This is a genomic window from Cronobacter dublinensis subsp. dublinensis LMG 23823 (assembly GCF_001277235.1).
In the GTDB taxonomy this organism is placed as follows: Bacteria; Pseudomonadota; Gammaproteobacteria; order Enterobacterales; family Enterobacteriaceae; genus Cronobacter; species Cronobacter dublinensis.
Map to the genome: position 1 here is coordinate 152461 of NZ_CP012266.1, position 19880 is coordinate 172340.

Below are 19880 nucleotides of genomic sequence, written 5' to 3' on the forward strand. Positions count from 1 at the left end.
GTGAGCGAGGAGAACCACGGCGGGAAATTTGAGTACGAGTACGACGCGCTCGGCAACCTCTTTTAATGTACTGAGGCAACAATGAATTCAGAGCAAAAGAAGTTAGTGCTTTCTGTGGTTAATAATAAGCCACTCCGAGCTGAAAAAATAACAGATGAGGAATTTCTAAAACTTTTTCCGTGTACTCAGGGAAATGTTGAGGATTTTATAGATGACATTTTAAAAAATGCGCATTTTTCTAAAGACCTGAAAGAAGTTGAATATGCGTTATATATTGGCTTTCACTTTGGATTTACAGGCAAGCATGAAGATATCTTGATACATCTTTTGGGTGATGATTTTCATTATAAACATGATGATGTTGTGCGGGCTTTAGTTAAGATAAATTCTAAAAGCGACGATGCAGTAAATGCACTATATAACTGTGCCTTATCTGAGTACGACTATCTGGCTGATGACAGAGAGGATGATAATTACATGTTGACATGGAACTGTATATACGCTTTAGCGAAAATAGGTTCACATTGCGCTCTTGAAAAACTAAAGCTATTATCACATAACACCATCCCGGAAATAAAAGATAAAGCAATGCAAGTTAGAGAGTCTCACGGTTTCGTTAGTTAGAGAGTTGTTTTTAATTAATTGAACTATAAAGTTATCCTTCTGGTTTTTTATGTAAAAAGAAAGTGGATTATTAATCCAACCATATCATATGCTATTTCCCTATACTAATTGCACTCTCAACAAAAGCCATTGTTTGACGGTAAAAATTTTTAATAAAAGAGGTTAGTGTTGAATAATAAATATGTGTTAGAACCACTTTGTTTTTTATTCTCAGATCAATTATTTAAAGGGGTAGAGAAGAAAACTGCGAGTGGTTTTTTACTTGTTAATCGCAAAGAAGATGCGTTTATTTTTGCTTTTGAGCAAAACCTTCCACCCACTTATAAAATTTGGCAAGATGTTGTGTCCGAATATGAACAAACATTACGTCTGAAAGGCTCATTTTTAGCTGCACAAGCTTTTGTTTCCAATGAATTAGAACAGCGTCAGAAGCAAAACTCATCTTTACTTTTAGAATACAGAAAAAAGAAGCTTAAAAAAACAAACTCTGAATATGATGATTTTATATTTTCTGAAGCCAGGCAGGATGCTTTTGCCATTTTATCTCTTGTATGCATCAACCGGTATCTTGACAGTCCTGTAAAAGATGGTTTTTTTGAAAAGGTTTATGAGCTTTATAAAATTGGTGGTTGGGTATGTGGTATGAAAAAAGATCAGTTTTTGTTGTTTAACCCCAAACAAGAAAGATGAAATATTGCCGATTAACTTACAACATATCAGCCTATCTAAAATTTTTAGAAGTTGCCGACTGGCCTCTCACCAGATATAGCTAGTCACAATATCACCGGATAATCGATGCAAGAGGTCACATCTATAAAATGTAAAATAAGAATAAGTTTAGCGTAATAAATAAAATTTTGGTCGGTAGCATGCATATATAATTTTGACTGATATAGGGATTTGAGTATGCAAGTAAATGAAGCTGTTTTTATGGAGCCGATGCTCTTCACCCGCAAGCCAAAATTCCTTGCGGGTCACGGCAATAATAATTTTAAAGTAGATTATATCAATGACAAAAAGCTAGCTTTACATCTCTTGTTTGATCAGGGCTTGCCAAAAGAGTTTATGGTCTGGAGTGATTTTTTTTGCTGAGATCACCTCTGCACTTATTTTACATCCAATGTATAAAGAATCTCAAAAAACCATCAATGATAATATGCTTCTTTCAAAAGGTGATGCTATTAAAGAAAACATAAGGAAAAGGAAAGCTTACCTTTTAAAGAAACAGATGGGCTTAGCTGAGAATAAGGAATATGCAGATTTTACGTGCGAGGTTAGTGATGAGGCAATATATATGCTTAACATGGTTTCAACGCAGAGGTATATTAAAGGGATTATGCCTTCCTCTATCCTCGAAGTAATATATGGCATATACAAAGAGGTTGTATACCTTGCGGTGTAAAAAAGGATATGAATATAGTTATCTTTAATCCTGCTATTCTTAAATAAATATTTTGAAATTGTCTTTTCAGCTATGATCCGATAGGAGAAAATATCGATAATTTTATCGAAGGTTACTCCAGTCGTTGATAATATACTTAAGCGATTTTTCTTAGATAAACACGTTATAGCAGCAGGGTTATTTCAGATATGACCTTCCTCAGGAGTAAAACATTATGGTTGAATTAGTCGACGCTGAAAAGCACATTGATGAAAACGAATTTATCGAATTTGCAAAGGGCTTTGCTAGGCCATTACCTGACTCCTTCAAAGACCATTATTTAAGGATTAACGGTGGTTGTTTAGGCGAAGAGGATGTTGAAGCAGACCGGTGGGGAATACCGATCGGGGGTTTTAATCCCATAAAATATGGTCAGCTCACCATTGAGGAACTCATTACTGATATCGACACTATTGCTCCTGCTGAGAGCGAGTATGGCCCGTGGCATGCAAAGGCGTTCGTTCCGTTCGCTTACGATAATGGCGGCAACACGGTTTTTATGTCGTTAAAAGAATGTGACTACGGCTGTGTTTATATCTATGCCCAGGACGGAGATGACCTTTTTGAAGTGGCCGATTCCTTTGATGACTTTCTGGACGCGCTCTATAAGCGCTGAACGTCATCGCACAGGGGGTGATGCCACCGGGGAGGCTCTCCCGGTTTGGTATGCCGTTCGCTCAGGTGATTATGGCGCGGTTACGCAGCAATAGAGTGTGACCCTCGATGATGACGTGTAAGCGTCAAATTATCATCTTAATAAGACTGAGACGCTGGGTTTTTAACACGCGTAACAGAGCTTTGCTATTGTGGGTCATATTTTACAAGCGGCGTGTCTGATATCTGTGCCCACAATTTATCAATTAATGCTTACTTGCCGCCGTATCGCTTGTATCCCCTGATCGTATGCACAGTAAAACGCCGCAAAAAGCTGAGCGGCGGCTGCTTCTGTAAACAGAAATATTAAGTAACTTGCTGTCTATAAACGATAAATTTTAGATAAGGCAGGAAATTAGCGTCGGGTCTTTTAATTGCCTGACGAAACGCGTTATCCTCTGCCGGAAATCAGGTTTTCCTGACACAAATTTACCCTTATAAATGTGCGCTTTTATTATGGCGGTCACCCGTGCGGTGTCGCTTATTCTTTTTTCACAGGTAGCAGAGCGTGTTACGCCCAAAATAGATAAAGACTGAGTTATGAATTTATTCCCCGTTAGTGACAGTAACGTAAGTGAATTAAGTTTTATGGTTTCCCGAGCCTCTGCCAATGCGGATGACAAAGTCCATGCTGTCGCCGCCCGCATCGTCAGAGAAATGGAATCCTCCCTGCCGGAATTCCGTCTGGTCTCTACGGAGATGACTGACGTGGACGGTGAACCTGCGGTCGATATGTTTTACCAGTATATGGAAGACAATACGCCGGTGTATCAGCGCCAGACGGTCATCCTGTTAAACGATCCGCCGGAAGGAAAAAAGATGGTGTGCTATATCGGCACCTGCGTCGGCGGGTTTCTGGAGTCGCACCACTGGCAGTATCAGGAAATTATGCAGAGTATTAAATTTCACCGTCAGCAGAAGCGCGCCTGAGGCGAGAGAAATGTTGCGGAAGGAATAAAAAGAGCGCCGCCCGAAAGAGCGGCGCGGTGTATTACGCTTTTTTCGCTTCTTCAGCGGCTTTCACGATGACCGCAAAAGCGTCTGCCTTCAGCGAGGCGCCGCCAACCAGCGCGCCGTCGATGTCCGGCTGGGTGAAGAGCTCTGCCGCGTTGGACGCGTTCACGGAGCCGCCGTACTGAATAATCACCTGCTCGGCGATTTTCGCATCGGCTTTAGCAATGTGGTCACGGATGAATTTGTGAACCGCCTGCGCCTGCGCCGGGGTCGCGGATTTGCCGGTACCGATAGCCCATACCGGTTCGTAAGCAATCACTGCGCCTTCAAAAGCAGCGGCACCCTGAGTTTTCAGGACAGCGTCAATCTGGCGTGCGCACACTTCTTCAGTTTTGCCCGCTTCGTTTTCTGCTTCGGTTTCACCAATGCACAGTACCGGGATCAGACCCTGCTCTTTCAGCACGGCGAATTTCTTCGCGATCAGCTCGTCAGATTCCGCGTGATAAGTACGACGCTCGGAGTGGCCGATGATGATGTATTTCGCGCCGATGTCTTTCAGCATTTCAGCGGAAGTTTCACCGGTGAAGGCGCCAGAGAGGTTAACGTCGACGTTCTGGGCGCCCAGAATGATGTGGCTGCCTGCGGCGGCATGGTGAGCCAGATCCAGATACATTGCCGGCGGGGCGATAGCGACGCCACAGCCGGTCACGCCAGCCAGTTCTTTACGCAGGTTAGCTACCAGCTCGTTCACCATGTGGCGGCTGCCGTTCAGTTTCCAGTTACCCATCACTAAAGGATGTCGCATTTTCATTCTCCACGCGCTAAGCGAATTAAGGAATATTGCTGCCCCGTGGGCAGCGCGGTCTGTGAAACAGTATAGAGATTCGAACCCGGAAAGGCTTTGCTTTTTGTCATTTATTGCTCCCTTCCAGCGTTGCCGATAAGGCGAGCTTAATCGGTTCAACAGCGAAGGTCAGCCCCTTTTCGCCGCTGTCCGCCACCACATAGCGGATCGCGCCTTCGGCCTGACTGAAGTAGCGTTTGCCCTTGCCTTCGGTGAGCAGTCGCGTCAGCCGCTGCTGGCTCTGCGCTTTGCCCATCTTCGGCGTAAAGCTCCTGAGCAGGGCGGCCATATACTCCAGCGCTTTGGCTTTGGCGGCCTTCTGTTCCGGTCCCTGAATGGGCAGCCAGGTCATCTGGATGCTTTTGATTTTCAGCGTGCCGCGCTCCAGCGCCGTCGAGGCGTAGAGGTTTTCGTTGATCTTGCTGGCTGCGCGCGTCAGGTTGACCTTGTCGCCTTTCACGTCGATAGCGCGAAATTCGTTGAGCGGCAGCGTGGGGTTATCGGCGTTGAACTGCTCGCGGAACTGCGAGATAGAGAGATCAAACGTGGGTGAACCGGGCAGGAGATAGGGCGCGGTCGGCGTCAGGGTCTCCGGGTCGGTTTCGGCATCGGCGAAGCGCGCGGCCAGCGGCAGCGTCAGAAAAAGAAGATAAAACAGCGGCTTCATGATTCACCTTTCCCGGTTAGGTATCACAGGGATTAAAACGATATCGGGCTGGCTTGTCAAAACCCGTCCGCCCCAGGGTAAACTATGCGCCACGCACACAGTAAGGTTTAGGCTATGACCCTTCAGCAGTGGTTGTTCTCATTTAAAGGCCGTATTGGCCGTCGTGATTTCTGGGCCTGGATGGCGCTCTGGGTGGCGTTGATGATTCTTCTTTTCACCCTGACCGGCAACGATTTACTCAATACCCAGACGGCAGCATTCATGCTGGTCTGCCTGCTGTGGCCGACGGCGGCGGTGGTGGTGAAGCGCCTTCATGACCGCGGCAAATCGGGCGCCTGGGCGCTGCTGATGATCCTCGCCTGGATGCTGCTCGCCGGAAACTGGGCGGTACTTGGCGGCGTCTGGCAATGGGCGGTGGGGCGCTTCATCCCGACGCTTATCATGGTGATGATCGTGCTGGACCTGGGCGCGTTTCTCGGCACCCAGGGTGAAAACAAATACGGGAAAGACACCGGCGAGGTGAAGTACCGCTGATTACCAGTAGTGCTCCGCCGTCATATGACCCGGACGGCGGCGCAAATGCTTCGCCATCTGGCGTGTATCTTTCAGCAGTTGCTGGGTATCGCGCACCATTTGCGGGTTGCCGCACAGCATCACATGGCTGGTGGCGGTGTCCATCGGCAGCCCGACAGCCGCTTCCAGCGCGCCGCTCTCAATAAGCGCCGGTACACGCCCGGTAAGCGAGCCGGAGACGGTTTCACGGCTCACCACGGTCTGTATCCGCAGCTTACCTTCATAGCGCTGTTGCAGCTCCAGCATCAGCGGCAGATAGCTTAAATCCCGGGCGTAGCGCACCGCGTGCACCAGCACGATGTTTTTGAAACGCTCAAGATCTTTCCCTTCCTGGAGAATCGACAGATACGGGCCGATGGCGGTGCCGGTCGCCAGCATCCATAACGTCTCGCACTCGGGGATTTCCTCCAGCACGAAAAAGCCTGCCGCGTCGCTGACGACCATCACCTCATCGCCGGGCTGCATGGTGTGCAGCCGCGGGCTGAGTTTGCCCTCCGGCACCGTCACCAGATAAAACTCCAGATCCGGGTTGCCCGGCGCGTTGACGTAGGAGTAAGCGCGCTGCACGCGCTCGCCGTCTATCTCAAGGCCAAGCTTGGTGAATTGTCCGGCGGTGAACGGCGCGACAGGGGCGTTAACGATGAGACTGAAGAGAGAATCGGTCCAGTGCTGAACCCGAACCACTTTACCTGTAACCCAATCCGCCATGTTTCGCTCCTGTGTTAACTGTTGCTTTATCTTCGCCAGAGAAGCGCGCCATTTCCAGCCCGCGCGGGCTGGAAAGCTCATTCAGACAAACTTTCAGAGGATATGCGTCTGGATCTCCGGGTCTTTGCGATCGAGGTAGTGAATCGACTGAATGCGGCGAATGGTGCGCGATTTACCGCGAATAAGCAGCGTCTCGGTGGTGGCGATATTGCCCTTGCGGGTAATGCCGTCCAGCAGATCGCCTTTGGTGATGCCGGTGGCCGAGAAAATCACGTTATCGTTACGCGCCATCTCATCCAGCTTCAGCACGTTGCCCGCTTCGATGCCCATCGCCTGGCAGCGCGCCAGCTCCTGTTCGCCGATGCGGCGGTTTTCCGGCGTATCGCCTTTCACCACATGACGTGCCAGCAGACGGCCGTGCATGTCGCCATCCAGCGCGCGGATCACCGCGGCGGAGACCACGCCCTCCGGCGCGCCGCCGATGCCGTACAGTACATCGACCTCGCTGTCCGGCATACAGGTCAGAATAGACGCCGCCACGTCGCCGTCGGGAATGGCGAAAACGCGCACGCCAAGCTGCTGCATTTGGGCGATAACGGCATCATGGCGCGGTTTGGCGAGAATAGTCACGGTGAGATCGTGGAGCGGTTTATTGAGCGCGGCGGCGATATTCACGAGGTTCTGCTCAAGCGGCAGGTTCAGGTCGATAACGCCTTTCGCGCCGGGGCCGACAATCAGCTTTTCCATATACATATCGGGCGCGTTCAGGAAGCTGCCTTTATCGCCTACCGCCAGCACGGCCAGCGCGTTGGCCTGACCCATCGCGGTCATGCGCGTGCCTTCGATAGGATCGACCGCGATATCCACCGCATCGCCGGTGCCTGTGCCGACCTTCTCGCCGATGTAGAGCATCGGCGCTTCATCGATTTCCCCTTCGCCAATCACAATCTGCCCGTCGATATCGACTTTATTGAGCATAATGCGCATGGCGTTGACGGCAGCGCCGTCGGCAAGGTTTTTATCGCCGCGTCCCAGCCACTTGTACCCGGCCAGCGCCGCCGCTTCGGTAACGCGTGAAAATTCGATGGCAAGTTCTCGTTTCATGACTCTTTTCCGCAAAATTAACTGCGTCGCAGTGTAGCACAGAGCGGATGGCGGCGGTGACGGGCGGGGAGCTCAGAGGAGAGAGGCAAAAGCGCTGTTCGGCCCTTGTGGCTACTTCTGGAAGGCTTTTTTTAAGCTGATTTTCGAGAGTAGCTCGGTCAGGGATAGCACCATCGTGGAGCGTACCACCTGCTGGTAACGCTGTTTTTGCATCTGGAGCAGTTGCGGATCGCTGCTCTCCAGCGCGGGCGGCGCAGGCGGCAGCGCAACGACGCAATGCAGCTCGCCGAAGGGGCCGAGGATTTCATCGTCGGTAAAGGCGTAGTCGTTGCCGTCGTGGTTGAGCTCTTCGCGCAGCGCCATCAGCAGCTCGCAGTCTTCATACTCGGCGCGGCTGATAACGCCAAGCCCGTAAATCAGCTTCAGGCGCACGGAGAGATCGCCCAGCGGGCCGCTTCCGTCGAGCAACGGCTCAACGGCATATTTCACCGCGTAGTCGTCTTTACGAAACACCTGCAATACCAGAATGTTGACCGCCTCGGCGAGGAGCTCAACGGCGGCGATCAACAGGCTTCTTACGGTTTTGCCAGCATTCAGACGCTCAAGCACACGGTTTTCAAAGGCCTGGGTTTCTTCCATCATTGCCTGCATATCTGACAAGTCATCAGCGGGCGCAGACTCAGCCGCGCCCGTTAGTTATTACGCTGTTGCGTTATACGCGTTTACCGCCCCGGCGACGACGTCGCTGTTCGCATCCAGACCAGAGATCTGCGCCAGCGCGGCCTGTGGGCCTTTATCGGCGATAAGCTGCGCGAGCTCCTGCGCCTGTGGGTCGTCTGCGCTGCGAAAATGCATCGCGGCGGCGATGCCCAGTACCAGGTTCTGGTGCGGCAGGCCATATTCCAGCGTGCCCAGCAGCGGTTTAATCAGACGGTCGCCCGCGCTCAGTTTACGCAGCGGCTGGCGGCCCACGCGCTCCACGTCATCTTTCAGATACGGGTTTTCAAAGCGGCCAAGGATTTTCTCGATGTAAGCGGCATGCTTCGCGTCGTCAAAGCCGTAGCGTTTAATCAGCACCGCGCCGCTCTCTTCCATCGCGCCGCGCACCACCAGACGAATTTTCTCATCCAGAATGGCGTCGCGAATGGTCTGATGACCGGCCTGTTTTCCGAGGTAGGCGGTTATAGCATGCCCGGTGTTCAGGGTGAAGAGCTTACGTTCAACAAACGCCATCAGGTTGTCGGTGAGTTCCATGCCAGGAATGGTCGGCAGCTCGCCTTTAAACTGGGTTTTGTCGACGATCCACTCGCTGAAGGTCTCAACGGTCACTTCCAGCGGATCGTTCGCGGCGGATTCCGACGGCGGCACGATACGGTCGACGGCGGAATCCACGAAGCCGACGTGGCTTTCCACCCAGGCGTTATCGTCTTGCGCCAGCGCGTTAAAGACATGCGTTTTCAGCTGGCTGGTGCCGCGCACCATGTTTTCGCAGGCGATGATATTGAGCGGGCGCTCGTTGCCCTGCGCTTTACGCAGCGCCAGGCCTTTGGCAATCGCCGGGGCGATACGTTCCAGCACGACCGGGCCGACGGCGGTGGTCACGAGGTCGACCTGCGCGATAAGCGTCACCACGTCGTCGCTGGTGCTGTTGACCGCGTCGACGCCTGAGACGGTATCAATCTGCTCTTGTTCGCCCACCACGCGCACCTGGTAGCTGTGGCGCGCGTTTAACGCGTCCAGCACCGTCTGGTTAACGTCGGCGAATGTCAGGCCGATGCCTGCGTCCGCGAGGAGTTTGCCAATAAAGCCACGACCAATATTACCTGCGCCAAAATGTAATGCTTTCATGGGAATACCTTCTTACTTAAAGCGGAAACGGTGTCACCCGAGAGGGCGGGGGAAAGGGTGCTGCGTGCGACCTCCCTTTCCCTTGCCCTCTCCCGAAGTGGGAGAGGTAAGGTTGCCCTGGTGGAGCACAAACATCTCAATAACGACTCAAGCACTTCTCAATAGCACAAAGCAAAGAGAGGGACAGCGTCCCTCTCTGGATGGCGTTACGCCACGTTTTTACCCGACAGCAGCGCCAACACTTCATCAACGCTCTGGGTCTGCGCCAGGCGCGCAATCACGCTTTCATCATCCAGCGCGTTGGTGAGGCTGGTGATAACCTGAATGTGCTCGTTGTTGCGAGCGGCGATACCAATCACCAGACGAGCGATATCGTCTTCTTCTTCGCCGAAACGCACGCCCTGCGGATACTGGCAGAACACGACGCCGGTTTTCAGCACGCGGTCTTTCGCTTCAACGGTGCCGTGCGGAACCGCGATGGACTCGCCGAGATAGGTCGGGGTGAGTTTTTCGCGCTCCAGCATCGCGTCCACATACTCCGGTTGCACGTAGCCGCCTTTTACCAGCTGCTCACCGGCAAAGCGAATCGCCTCTTCTTTATTGCTCGCCTGACGGCCGAGGAAGATGTTCTCCGCGCCGAGCTTAAACAGATGGCTGTCGCTGGCATCGAAGCTGTCATGCAGGCTGGTGCGCACTTTATCTTCGTTCTGGCTGTGGCGCTGCGCGGCGACCAGACGTTCGGTCAGGCCCGCGTACAGGCCGCTGTCCAGGAAGTTGGTCAGCGAAATATGCTGCGCGTGCGGCGCCTGGCGCATCGCGCGCTCGGTGAGGTCGCGGTGGGTGATCACCAGATCCACGTCGCCCGGCAGGCTGTTGATGGCGCTGTTAGTCACGGAGATATGGCTTAAGCCCGCGTCCTGCACTTTCTTACGCAGTACGCCTGCGCCCATCGCGCTGGAACCCATACCGGCGTCGCAGGCGACGATGATTTTACGCACGTGGCTCAGGTCGTTGCTCAGATCCGCGCTCGCGGCAGTTGCCGTCGCGCCTTTAGACTGCGCTTTCATGTCCTGCATACGACGGTTTGCCGCGTCGATATCGTCTTCTTCTTTCACTTTGCTGGTTTTCAGCAGGATAGCCGCCACCACGAAGGAGACCGCCATCGCGGCGAAAATCGCCACCAGGTTTGCGAAGTACGCGCCTTTCGGGGTCATCGCCAGCACCGCGAGGATAGAGCCCGGAGATGCCGGAGAGACCAGGCCGCCGTTCAGGATGGTCAGGCAGAACACGCCGGTCATACCGCCCAGGATAACGGCGATAATCAGACGCGGGTTCATCAGCACATACGGGAAGTAAATCTCGTGGATACCGCCCAGGAAGTGGATGATAGCCGCGCCGCCCGCAGACTGTTTCGCGCTGCCGCGGCCAAAGAACATGTACGCCAGCAGGATGCCCATGCCCGGACCGGGGTTGGCTTCAATCAGGAAGAAGATAGATTTGCCAAGCTCATGAGACTGCTGAATGCCCAGCGGCGAGAAGATGCCGTGGTTGATGGCGTTATTCAGGAACAGGATTTTCGCCGGTTCAACGAAAATCGACGCCAGCGGCAGCATGTCGTGAACCACCATGAAGTTCACGCCAGCGGCCAGCACTTTGGAGAGCACTTCTACCGCCGGGCCAATGCCGAGGAACGCCAGAATCGCGAGGATCATACCGATGATGCCCGCGGAGAAGTTGTTCACCAGCATTTCAAAGCCGGATTTGATTTTGCCATCGACCGAGGCGTCGAATTTCTTGATGCAGAAGCCGCCCAGCGGGCCTGCGATCATCGCGCCGAGGAACATCGGGATGTCCGCGCCGACGATAACGCCCATCGTGGTAATCGCGCCCACCACGCCGCCGCGCTCGCCGCCGACCAGTTTACCGCCGGTGTAACCGATAAGCAGCGGCAGCAGGTAGGTGATCATCGGGCCGACCAGCTTCGCCAGCGTCTCGTTGGGCCACCATCCTGTGGGAATAAATAACGCGGTGATAATACCCCAGGCGATAAACGCGCCGATGTTAGGCATTACCATATTGCTGAGAAAGCGACCAAAGCTTTGCACTTTGATCTTGATATCGGATGACATAGAACACCCCTTCTTATGTTTACGCGCAGGCTTGCGGCCCGAGGTTTATTGTTAACGTGGCGGCAGAGGTAGCCGGACCCATGCTCTGATGACGCGAAATCTGGCACTGAATCGCGATGGTGTCCAGACAGGTGGTTTAAGTGTGATCCTGATCACGTGAAGCCGGGGTGTCAGGGGTGCTATAGCGTGACTTATTTCACAAAAATAGCGTGTAAAAAAAAGACAATGCGCAAAATGTCAGCGCCGATCGCCTATAAATGTGAATAAAATCACATTTCTCTGCGGGATCTTTGTTATTCATTTGTGATGTAAATCACAAATTATTTTCCAGGAAAAATCCGAACGGCTGCCGTTCATTTTTTATTCACGTGATAAAGAATAGCCTGTAAGAAAGTTACAGCAGGCAGATGACAGAAAAAGACGTTCGTTGAAGGCTGCCCGCGTGTGTTTTAGCGCGCCGCCGCGCCGCCTTTTCGCGTATTCTGACCCATACTTATCCTCTCGTTGGCGTTAACGTAAAAGGACCCGGTCATGAAACTCATCGGTAGTTACACCAGCCCGTTCGTGCGCAAAATCTCCGTGATGCTGCTCGAAAAAGGCATCACGTTTGAATTCATCAATGAATCGCCCTATGCCGAAGAAAACGGCATGGCGCAGTACAATCCGCTCGGGAAAGTACCGGCGCTGGTGACCGAAAAAGGCGAGACCTGGTTCGATTCGCCGATCATCGCGCAATATATCGAGCTGTTGGATACCCCTCCGGCGCTGGTGCCGCAGGAGCCGCTCGCGGCGCTGAAAGTGCGCCAGCTGGAAGCGCTGGCGGACGGCGTGATGGACGCGGCGCTGGTGTCGGTGCGCGAACAGGCGCGCCCGGCGGCGCAGCAGTCGGAAAATGAACTGCTGCGCCAGCGTGAGAAAATCAACCGCAGCCTCGATGCGCTGGAAGGCTACGCCGCCGACGGCACGCTGAAAGCCGATGAACTGACGCTCGCCACTATCGCGGTCGGCTGCGCCATCGGTTACCTTAATTTCCGCCGCGTGGCGCCGGGCTGGTGCGCGCAGCGCCCGCATCTGGTGAAGCTGGTGGAATCACTCTTCGCCCGCGAAAGCTTCGCGCGCACCGAACCGCCGACCGCCTGACCGTCGCGCAGGGGCGGCGAAACCGCCCTTTGTTGCGCTTACCGCGAGCGGGGACTGAACTGCCCCGCGATTCCTGCTAAATTATCGCCACGTTTTATCCAGGTTTATGCACGCCATGACGACCGATTCCCGTCTGCTTTACAGCCAGCTTCCCGCCACCGACCGCCTGTTGCGCGACAGCGCTTTCCAGCCGCTGCTGGATACCTACGGCCATACGCGCGTGGTCCATACGCTTCGCGCGATGCAGGACGAGGCGCGCGCCGCTATCCGCGAGCATCAGGCGCTGCCGTCGTGGGGCGACGGCTGGCCCACGGAGGCCGCAGCACGGCTCAGCCGCGCCGCGCAAAGCGCGCTGCGCCCGGTCTTTAACCTCACCGGCACCGTGCTGCACACCAATCTTGGCCGCGCGTTACAGGCGCAGGAGGCGGTGGACGCGGTGGTTCGCGCCATGCGCTCGCCCGTGACGCTGGAGTATGACGCCGAAGGCGGCGAGCGCGGCCACCGCGACCGCGCGCTGGCGGAGGTACTTTGCGAGCTGACCGGCGCGGAAGATGCCTGCATCGTCAATAACAATGCCGCGGCGGTGCTGCTGATGCTGGCGGCGCTGGGCGCGGGCAAAGAGGTGATTGTCTCGCGCGGCGAGCTGGTGGAAATCGGCGGCGCGTTTCGCATTCCCGATGTGATGCGCCAGGCGGGCTGTCAGCTGGTGGAAGTCGGCACCACTAACCGCACGCACCTGAAAGATTATCTTGAGGCTGTCAACGAGCAGACGGCGCTGCTGATGAAAGTGCATACCAGCAATTACCAGATAGAAGGCTTTACCAAAGCCGTGGAGGCGGGCGAGCTGGCGCAGGCGTCGACGGTTCCGGTGATTATCGATCTGGGCAGCGGCTCGCTGGTCGATCTCAGCCAGTACGGCCTGCCGAAAGAGCCGATGCCGCAGGAGGCGCTCGCCGCTGGCGCGAGTCTGGTGAGTTTCTCCGGCGATAAACTGCCGGGCGGGCCGCAGGCGGGGATTATCGTCGGCAAAAAAGCACTCATCGCCGCGCTGCAAAAGCACCCGCTCAAACGCGCCCTGCGCGCCGATAAAATGACGCTCGCCGCGCTCGACGCGACGCTGCGCCTCTATCTGCACCCGGAAAAACTCGCGCAACGCCTGCCGACGCTGCGGCTGCTAACGCGTCAGGCGGATGACATCAGCGCGCAAGCGCAGCGCCTGCGACCGGCGCTCGAGGCCCGCTATGGCGACGAATTTCTGGTTGAGGTGATGCCCTGCCTGTCGCAGATAGGCAGCGGCTCGCTGCCGGTTGACCGGCTTCCCGGCGCGGCGCTGACGTTCACCCCGCGCGACGGGCGCGGCAGCCGTCTTGAGGCGCTGGCGGCCCGCTGGCGTCGGCTGCCCGTGCCGGTGATTGGCCGCGTGGGCGAGGGGCGCTTATGGCTCGATTTACGCTGTCTTGAAGATGAAGCAGGACTGATGGAGATGTTGTTGCAATGATTATCGCCACCGCCGGTCATGTGGACCACGGCAAAACCACGCTGCTCGAAGCGCTTACCGGCATCAACGCTGACCGTCTGCCGGAAGAGAAAAAACGCGGCATGACGATTGACCTCGGCTACGCCTACTGGCCGCAGCCGGACGGGCGCGTCATCGGTTTTATCGACGTGCCGGGCCATGAAAAATTTCTCGCCAATATGCTGGCGGGCGTCGGCGGTATCGACCACGCGCTGCTGGTGGTGGCGTGCGACGACGGCGTGATGGCCCAGACGCGCGAGCATCTGGCTATCCTGCAACTGACCGGCCAGCCGACGCTGACCGTGGCGCTGACCAAAGCCGACCGGGTGGACGATGCCCGCGTGGCGCAGGTGCGGGAAGCGGTACAGGCGACGCTGCGGGAGCACGGCTGGAACGACGCGTCTCTCTTCGTCACCGCGGCGACCGAGGGCGCGGGCGTGGACGCGCTGCGCGATCATCTGCGCCAGCTGCCGGCGCGCGCGCACACCGGCGGGCAGCGTTTTCGTCTGGCGGTCGATCGCGCCTTTACCGTTAAGGGCGCAGGCCTGGTCGTCACCGGTACGGCGCTCTCCGGCGAGGTAAACGTCGGCGATACGCTGTTTTTAACCGGCGCGAATACCCCCATGCGCGTGCGCGGCCTGCATGCGCAGAACCAGCCGACAGAGCGCGCGTTCGCTGGGCAGCGTATCGCGCTGAATATCAGCGGCGACGCGCAGAAAGCCGATATCCGGCGCGGCGACTGGCTGCTGACCGACGCGCCGCCGCAGGCCGTGGAGCGGGCCATCGTCACGCTGGAGCGCCACGCGCCGCTCCAGCAGTGGCAGCCGCTGCATATTCACCATGCCGCAAGCCACGTTACCGGGCGCGTCTCGCTGCTTGAGGATAACCTCGCGGAGCTGGTGCTCGACACGCCGCTGTATCTGGCCGACAACGACCGGCTGGTGCTGCGCGATATCAGCGCCCGGCAGACGCTGGCGGGGGCGCGCGTCGTGACGCTGGAAACGCCGCGACGCGGCAAACGCCAGCCCGAGTTTCTCGCGTTCCTGGCGCAGCTTGCCAGGGCGCAGACCGACGCCGACGCGCTGCGGCTTCATGCGGCGCGCGGCGCGGTGGCGCTCGCGACATTCGGCTGGGCGCGCCAGCTTTCCACGCCTGCCCTCGACGCGCTGGCGGGCGGCGCGGCGTATCTCCAGGCGAGCGGGTATCTGCTGAGCGACGAACTGGCCGCGCGCTGGCAGGAGAAACTCCTCATGACGCTCGCCCGCTACCATGAAACCCACGGCGAAGAGCCGGGCCCTGGCCGCGAGCGCCTGCGGCGCATGGCGCTTCCTTCCGAGCCGGAGCCGCTGGTGCTGGCGCTGATAGAGAAAATGCGGCGCGACGGACAGCTCGCGAGCCGCGAAGGCTGGCTGCATCTGCCGGGCCACAAGGCGGGCTTCAGCGAGGCGCAGCAGGTGCTGTGGGAGAAAATCCAGGGGCTGTTCGGCGATGAGCCCTGGTGGGTGCGCGATCTGGCGCGCGAAGCAGGCACCGATGAGCAGGCGATGCGCCAGCTGTTGCGGCTCGCCGCCCAGCAGGGCTTTATCACCGCGATCGTGAAAGATCGCTACTACCGCCACGATCGCATCGTGGCGTTTGCCGATCTGATCCGCGCGCTCGATCAGGAAAAAGGCGCGACCGTCGCCGCCGATTTTCGCGACAGTCTGAACGTGGGCCGTAAACTGGCGATCCAGATACTGGAATATTTCGACCGCATCGGTTTTACGCGTCGGCGCGGTAATGAGCATCTGCTGCGCGACAGCGCGCTGTTTAATTCCGCGTTGTAACGCGTTAAATAGCGCACTTTCCCGGGAATATATATTGGCTAAATATATATTCCCTTTCTTTTAGTTATCACCTGAATAATTATTAGCGGTTTCAGTAACGCTTTTATTTTATGGTGCTTTTTGCCCGTGAATTCCTGTTAATTCGCGGCGGTTCGCTTTTTTCACGCTGGCGTGGGGTGTATTTTCAGAGGCTCATTTCATTCATTAAGGATAATGAGTATGACGGCGTCTGTGTTTTATATTCCCTCAGTTAATATGATTGGCACAAATAGTCTCGACGAGGCTCTGAAAGCCGCCAGCGAATATGGTTATCGCAACGCGCTGGTGGTGACAGACGGTATGTTGTCGGCGCTCGGCATGGCGGGCCAGCTTAAAGAGCTGCTGGCGCAGAAAGGCATTCAGAGCGTGATTTTCGACGGCACGCACCCAAACCCGACAACCGAGAACGTGGAAGCGGGCTTAACCCTGCTGCGCGCGCACCGCTGCGACTGCGTTATCTCGCTCGGCGGCGGCTCGCCGCACGACTGCGCCAAAGGCATCGCGCTGGTGGCCGCTAACGGCGGCGATATCCGTGATTACGAAGGCGTCGACCGCTCCCGCAAACCGCAGCTGCCGATGATTGCCATCAACACCACGGCGGGCACCGCATCGGAGATGACGCGTTTTTGCATTATCACCGACCCGGATCGCCACGTAAAAATGGCGATTGTCGATAAACACGTGACGCCGGTGCTGTCGGTTAACGATCCGGCGCTGATGATGGGTATGCCGAAATCGCTGACCGCCGCGACAGGCATGGACGCGCTGACCCACGCCATCGAAGCTTATGTCTCTACCGCCGCGACGCCTGTCACCGACGCCTGCGCGCTGAAAGCCATCACCATGATTACACGCGCGCTGCCGCAGGCTGTGGAGGAGGGCGATAACGTCGGGGCGCGCGAAGCGATGGCCTGGGCGCAGTTTATGGCGGGCATGGCGTTTAACAACGCGTCGCTGGGGTATGTCCACGCGATGGCGCATCAACTGGGCGGCTTTTACGATCTGCCGCACGGCGTTTGCAACGCGGTGCTCCTGCCGCACGTGCAGCGCTTTAACAGCAGCGTGGCGGCGCATCGCCTGCGTGACTGCGCGGCGGCTATGGGGGTCGACGTGCGTCGTCTCGGCGACGCCGAAGGAGCCGACGCCTGTATCGCCGCCATCTGCGAGCTGGCCCGTCAGGTGAATATTCCCGCGGGCTTACGAGAGCTGAAAGTCCGTGAAGAGGATATTTCGCAGCTGGCGCACAACGCGCTGAAAGACGCCTGCGGGTTAACGAACCCGGTCCAGGCGAGCCACGCGGAGATCATGGCGATTTACCGCGCGGCGATGTAACGCTTACGCCCCGCTGCGGCGGGGCTACTGTTTCTGCTTCGCCAGAAACACCGCGCCGAGCCGCCCGGCCTGATTACCAAGCTGGCATGGCTGAATCGGCACTTGCAATGCCTCCCAGAATTTATATTTCTCAAGGCTGCGTTCGAGCATCGGGTAGAGCTCTTTTTGCTGGCTGATGCCGCCGCCAATCAGCACCACCTGCGGATCGTAGAGCGACACCACGCTGTAGACGCCGCGCGCCAGATAACCGACCCATCGTTCCACCACGTCGCGCAGATGCACATCGTGAGCCATGCGCTCGAAAATCGCTTTGCCGTGCAGCGGGGCGTCGGACGGCAGCGCCAGCGCCCGGCGGCTCGCCTCCGTCAGCCCGCGCGCGGAGGCGACCTGATGCATGTTTTCGCCGTTATCGCCCACCGGGATCACGCCGAACTCGCCCGCGCGAAAGTGCGCGCCGCGCAGCAGTTCGCGGTTCAGGATAAGCCCGCCGCCAATACCGGTGCCGATAGTCATGCAGATGAAGGAGTCGTAGCGCTGGCCCGCGCCGCGCCACATCTCGCCGAGCGCCGCGCAGTTGGCGTCATTCTCCACCGTGACCGGCAGCGACGTCAGCTCGCCGAAAAGCGCCAGCAGATTACAGCCGTCGAGAAACTCAAGCGCGCCCGCTTTCGGCACATGGCCGGTGCCGGGGTTGATATAGCCGGGGAAACTGACGCCGATGCCCGCAATCTCCTCCTGCTGCTGATACTGTTCGACTACCGCGCGCCAGGCGTTTTTAAAGGCTTCAGGATCGTAGTCAGTGTCATATTCGTCGCTGGAAAGTTCTTCGCCCTCTTCGGTTATCAGGCCGTGTTTGATATGGGTGCCGCCTACGTCGAAGCCAATAAATTTACGCATGGGTTTTCCTTGTGTGACCAACCGGGTTCCATCGTTGAGTATGGCGCAGCTGGCAAAACGCAACGTAAAGGAAAGTAATCCACCGCAATTTCTGGTGAATGTCGGGGGTGCCGCGATTGTGGTTAAGTAAGGGGGAATGTGAACAGAGGCGGACGTGTGGATATTTCAGGTTTTGTGCTGGCGATTGCGCCGGTGGCGCTCTCTCCCGGTGCCAGCTTTACACTTGCGATGAACAACGTGATCCACCGGGGGCTGACCGGCGTGTTCAGCGTGATAGTGGGGACGATGATTGGCATCTACATCCACGCGTCGCTGGTGGGGCTTGGCGTGACGCAGCTGCTGGTGCGCTACCCGCCGGTGATGAAAGCGCTACAGGTGACAGGCACGCTCTACCTGCTCTGGCTGGCGTTGCGGCTTATCGCAAGCGGTATTCAGGCCTGGCGGCGTCCTCAGCACGCCGTGGAGAGCCGTGGCGCGGGCATTAAAGAGGCGCTGTTCGCGAACCTGTTCAACATCAAGGCCGTCCTGCTCTGGCTGACCGTGGTGCCTGCTTTCGCTGGCACGGCCTTTGCGCATTATCTGCTGCTCGCCAGCGTACATGTCGCCATTATGGCAGCCTGGCTGCTGCTGTGCGGCGGGGCTATCGTATTGACCACCCGCCGCTTTTCGGTGCGCTGGCTGAAAGTGGTCGTCGATACCGGCGGCGGCCTGTTTCTGTTTATCCTCACGCTCTCTTCCGCGCTCGCGCTGCTAACGTAAGCGGGCGGGCATATCGCTAAGTATTTATCCTACTGATGTAACAGGAAAAACCATTACGGAAGGCGGCTCGCAGAAGGGAAATCTTCCCCTGTGGGGCGTTGCCGCGCACCTGTCATCACGCTAGCGTATTCCCCTCAGGGTACGCCATTGACGTACCTTTCTGCTGTGTTAACATCGTTCACTGGCGTAGGGATATGTTATTTATTGAAACGGAAATCTTCACCCGGGCCGTGACCGCCCTCCTGAGTGATGACGAATACGGAGAGTTTCAGCGATTTCTGGCGACACAACCCTGCTCCGGCGACGTGATCCCCGAGACCGGCGGGCTTCGCAAAGCGCGCTGGCAGGCGAATGGTCGGGGTAAGCGAGGCGGCGTCAGGGTAATCTATTTCTACCGTTCGCAGACGGATGAAATTCGACTCCTGCTGATTTATCGCAAGGGGATAAAAGACGCGCTCTCGCCTCAGGAAAAAACAGTGCTCAGAATGCTCAACGCGAGGTGGTGATGGACAAGGCGCTTTTTGAACAGTTAGCAGCAAGTATGCGGCAGATGAATGAAATCGATGAAGGCAGCCGCGAGCCTTCACGAACTTTCACCATTGATGCGCTGAAAATAAAAGAAATCAGACAGGCATCCGGGCTCTCGCAAACGAAATTCGCCAGCCTGATTGCCGTGAGCGTTGATACATTACGCAACTGGGAGCAGGGCCGACGCTCTCCTACCGGGCCTGCGCGTGCGCTGCTGCGAGCCATCGCCCGGGACCCGCAGCACGTGATTCCGGCGCTGGCTTCGTAACATTAAGCCAATAATATTCAATGGGTTGT

22 protein-coding genes are annotated in these 19880 nt (G+C 56.3%); 14 read left to right on the forward strand and 8 right to left on the reverse strand.

Annotation, left to right across the window (positions count from 1 at the left end; translation table 11 throughout):
* The first annotated feature begins 81 nt into the window (after positions 1-81).
* From AFK67_RS00720 to AFK67_RS00740, 6 genes are all read left to right on the forward strand, one after another.
* Positions 82-624 (forward strand): HEAT repeat domain-containing protein, encoded by a 543-nt coding sequence (locus AFK67_RS00720; protein WP_032966292.1) that lies wholly within the window; start codon positions 82-84, stop codon positions 622-624.
* A 168-nt stretch (positions 625-792) separates the two neighbouring features.
* Positions 793-1314: a hypothetical protein gene (locus AFK67_RS22660; RefSeq protein ID WP_032966294.1), complete on the forward strand. Its 522-nt coding sequence runs from the start codon at positions 793-795 to the stop codon at positions 1312-1314.
* Between the two features lie 216 nt (positions 1315-1530).
* The gene (locus tag AFK67_RS22465) at positions 1531-1716 is read left to right on the forward strand and encodes a hypothetical protein (protein ID WP_050569287.1); all 186 of its coding nucleotides are present in this window, start codon (positions 1531-1533) and stop codon (positions 1714-1716) included.
* Positions 1700-2026, forward strand: coding sequence for a hypothetical protein (locus AFK67_RS22470; RefSeq protein ID WP_144421352.1), 327 nt, complete (start codon positions 1700-1702; stop codon positions 2024-2026). Before AFK67_RS22465 ends, AFK67_RS22470 begins: the two co-directional genes overlap by 17 nt.
* Before the next feature lie 214 nt (positions 2027-2240).
* Positions 2241-2681 carry an SMI1/KNR4 family protein gene (locus AFK67_RS00735; protein ID WP_007710985.1) on the forward strand — a complete coding sequence of 147 codons (441 nt, stop codon included), beginning with the start codon at positions 2241-2243 and terminating at the stop codon, positions 2679-2681.
* Positions 2682-3259: 578 nt separating this feature from the next.
* Positions 3260-3649 carry a DcrB-related protein gene (locus AFK67_RS00740; RefSeq protein WP_032966296.1) on the forward strand — a complete coding sequence of 130 codons (390 nt, stop codon included), beginning with the start codon at positions 3260-3262 and terminating at the stop codon, positions 3647-3649.
* A 61-nt stretch (positions 3650-3710) separates the two neighbouring features.
* Here AFK67_RS00740 and tpiA read toward each other — a convergent pair whose 3' ends face one another.
* Complete coding sequence (tpiA, locus tag AFK67_RS00745; protein WP_038875583.1) at positions 3711-4478, reverse strand: triose-phosphate isomerase; 768 nt, start codon at positions 4476-4478, stop codon at positions 3711-3713.
* Positions 4479-4584: 106 nt separating this feature from the next.
* Positions 4585-5184, reverse strand: coding sequence for a YiiQ family protein (locus tag AFK67_RS00750; RefSeq protein WP_007710993.1), 600 nt, complete (start codon positions 5182-5184; stop codon positions 4585-4587).
* Positions 5185-5298: 114 nt separating this feature from the next.
* Between AFK67_RS00750 and AFK67_RS00755 the strand changes: the two genes are divergently transcribed.
* Entirely contained in the window at positions 5299-5718 is a 420-nt protein-coding gene (locus AFK67_RS00755; RefSeq protein WP_007710996.1) for a DUF805 domain-containing protein, read from the forward strand.
* Here AFK67_RS00755 and fpr read toward each other — a convergent pair whose 3' ends face one another.
* From fpr to AFK67_RS00780, 5 genes are all read right to left on the reverse strand, one after another.
* Positions 5719-6465 carry a ferredoxin--NADP(+) reductase gene (gene fpr / locus AFK67_RS00760; protein WP_007710999.1) on the reverse strand — a complete coding sequence of 249 codons (747 nt, stop codon included), beginning with the start codon at positions 6463-6465 and terminating at the stop codon, positions 5719-5721.
* A 93-nt stretch (positions 6466-6558) separates the two neighbouring features.
* Complete coding sequence (gene glpX / locus AFK67_RS00765; protein WP_007711002.1) at positions 6559-7569, reverse strand: class II fructose-bisphosphatase; 1011 nt, start codon at positions 7567-7569, stop codon at positions 6559-6561.
* A gap of 111 nt (positions 7570-7680) precedes the next feature.
* Positions 7681-8220, reverse strand: coding sequence for a mannitol operon repressor MtlR (mtlR, locus tag AFK67_RS00770; protein WP_007711006.1), 540 nt, complete (start codon positions 8218-8220; stop codon positions 7681-7683).
* A gap of 48 nt (positions 8221-8268) precedes the next feature.
* A complete protein-coding gene (gene mtlD / locus AFK67_RS00775; protein ID WP_007711009.1) occupies positions 8269-9417 on the reverse strand; it encodes a mannitol-1-phosphate 5-dehydrogenase in 1149 nt (382 codons plus the stop codon).
* Between the two features lie 206 nt (positions 9418-9623).
* A complete protein-coding gene (locus AFK67_RS00780) occupies positions 9624-11546 on the reverse strand; it encodes a PTS mannitol transporter subunit IICBA (RefSeq protein ID WP_007711012.1) in 1923 nt (640 codons plus the stop codon).
* A 531-nt stretch (positions 11547-12077) separates the two neighbouring features.
* Here AFK67_RS00780 and AFK67_RS00785 point away from each other — a divergent pair.
* From AFK67_RS00785 to yiaY, 4 genes are all read left to right on the forward strand, one after another.
* Complete coding sequence (locus AFK67_RS00785; protein ID WP_007711015.1) at positions 12078-12686, forward strand: glutathione S-transferase; 609 nt, start codon at positions 12078-12080, stop codon at positions 12684-12686.
* Positions 12687-12801: 115 nt separating this feature from the next.
* Positions 12802-14184 carry an L-seryl-tRNA(Sec) selenium transferase gene (selA, locus tag AFK67_RS00790; protein WP_007711018.1) on the forward strand — a complete coding sequence of 461 codons (1383 nt, stop codon included), beginning with the start codon at positions 12802-12804 and terminating at the stop codon, positions 14182-14184.
* Positions 14181-16028 carry a selenocysteine-specific translation elongation factor gene (gene selB, locus AFK67_RS00795; RefSeq protein ID WP_007711021.1) on the forward strand — a complete coding sequence of 616 codons (1848 nt, stop codon included), beginning with the start codon at positions 14181-14183 and terminating at the stop codon, positions 16026-16028. Before selA ends, selB begins: the two co-directional genes overlap by 4 nt.
* A gap of 219 nt (positions 16029-16247) precedes the next feature.
* Positions 16248-17399 carry an L-threonine dehydrogenase gene (yiaY, locus tag AFK67_RS00800; RefSeq protein ID WP_007711026.1) on the forward strand — a complete coding sequence of 384 codons (1152 nt, stop codon included), beginning with the start codon at positions 16248-16250 and terminating at the stop codon, positions 17397-17399.
* 24 nt (positions 17400-17423) lie between these two features.
* On the opposite strand, the gene AFK67_RS00805 is transcribed toward yiaY, so the two are convergent.
* The gene (locus AFK67_RS00805; protein WP_007711046.1) at positions 17424-18296 is read right to left on the reverse strand and encodes an ROK family protein; all 873 of its coding nucleotides are present in this window, start codon (positions 18294-18296) and stop codon (positions 17424-17426) included.
* Between the two features lie 156 nt (positions 18297-18452).
* On the opposite strand from AFK67_RS00805, the gene AFK67_RS00810 reads away from it, so the two are divergent.
* The 3 genes from AFK67_RS00810 to nadS all read left to right on the forward strand — a co-directional run bounded on the left by AFK67_RS00810 (position 18453) and on the right by nadS (position 19851).
* Complete coding sequence (locus tag AFK67_RS00810) at positions 18453-19055, forward strand: LysE family translocator (RefSeq protein ID WP_007711049.1); 603 nt, start codon at positions 18453-18455, stop codon at positions 19053-19055.
* A gap of 194 nt (positions 19056-19249) precedes the next feature.
* Entirely contained in the window at positions 19250-19561 is a 312-nt protein-coding gene (locus tag AFK67_RS00815; protein ID WP_007711052.1) for a type II toxin-antitoxin system RelE/ParE family toxin, read from the forward strand.
* Positions 19561-19851, forward strand: a complete 291-nt coding sequence (nadS, locus tag AFK67_RS00820; protein WP_007711054.1) for a NadS family protein — start codon at positions 19561-19563, stop codon at positions 19849-19851. The genes AFK67_RS00815 and nadS overlap by 1 nt, the downstream gene beginning before the upstream one ends.
* The last annotated feature ends 29 nt before the right edge of the window (positions 19852-19880 follow it).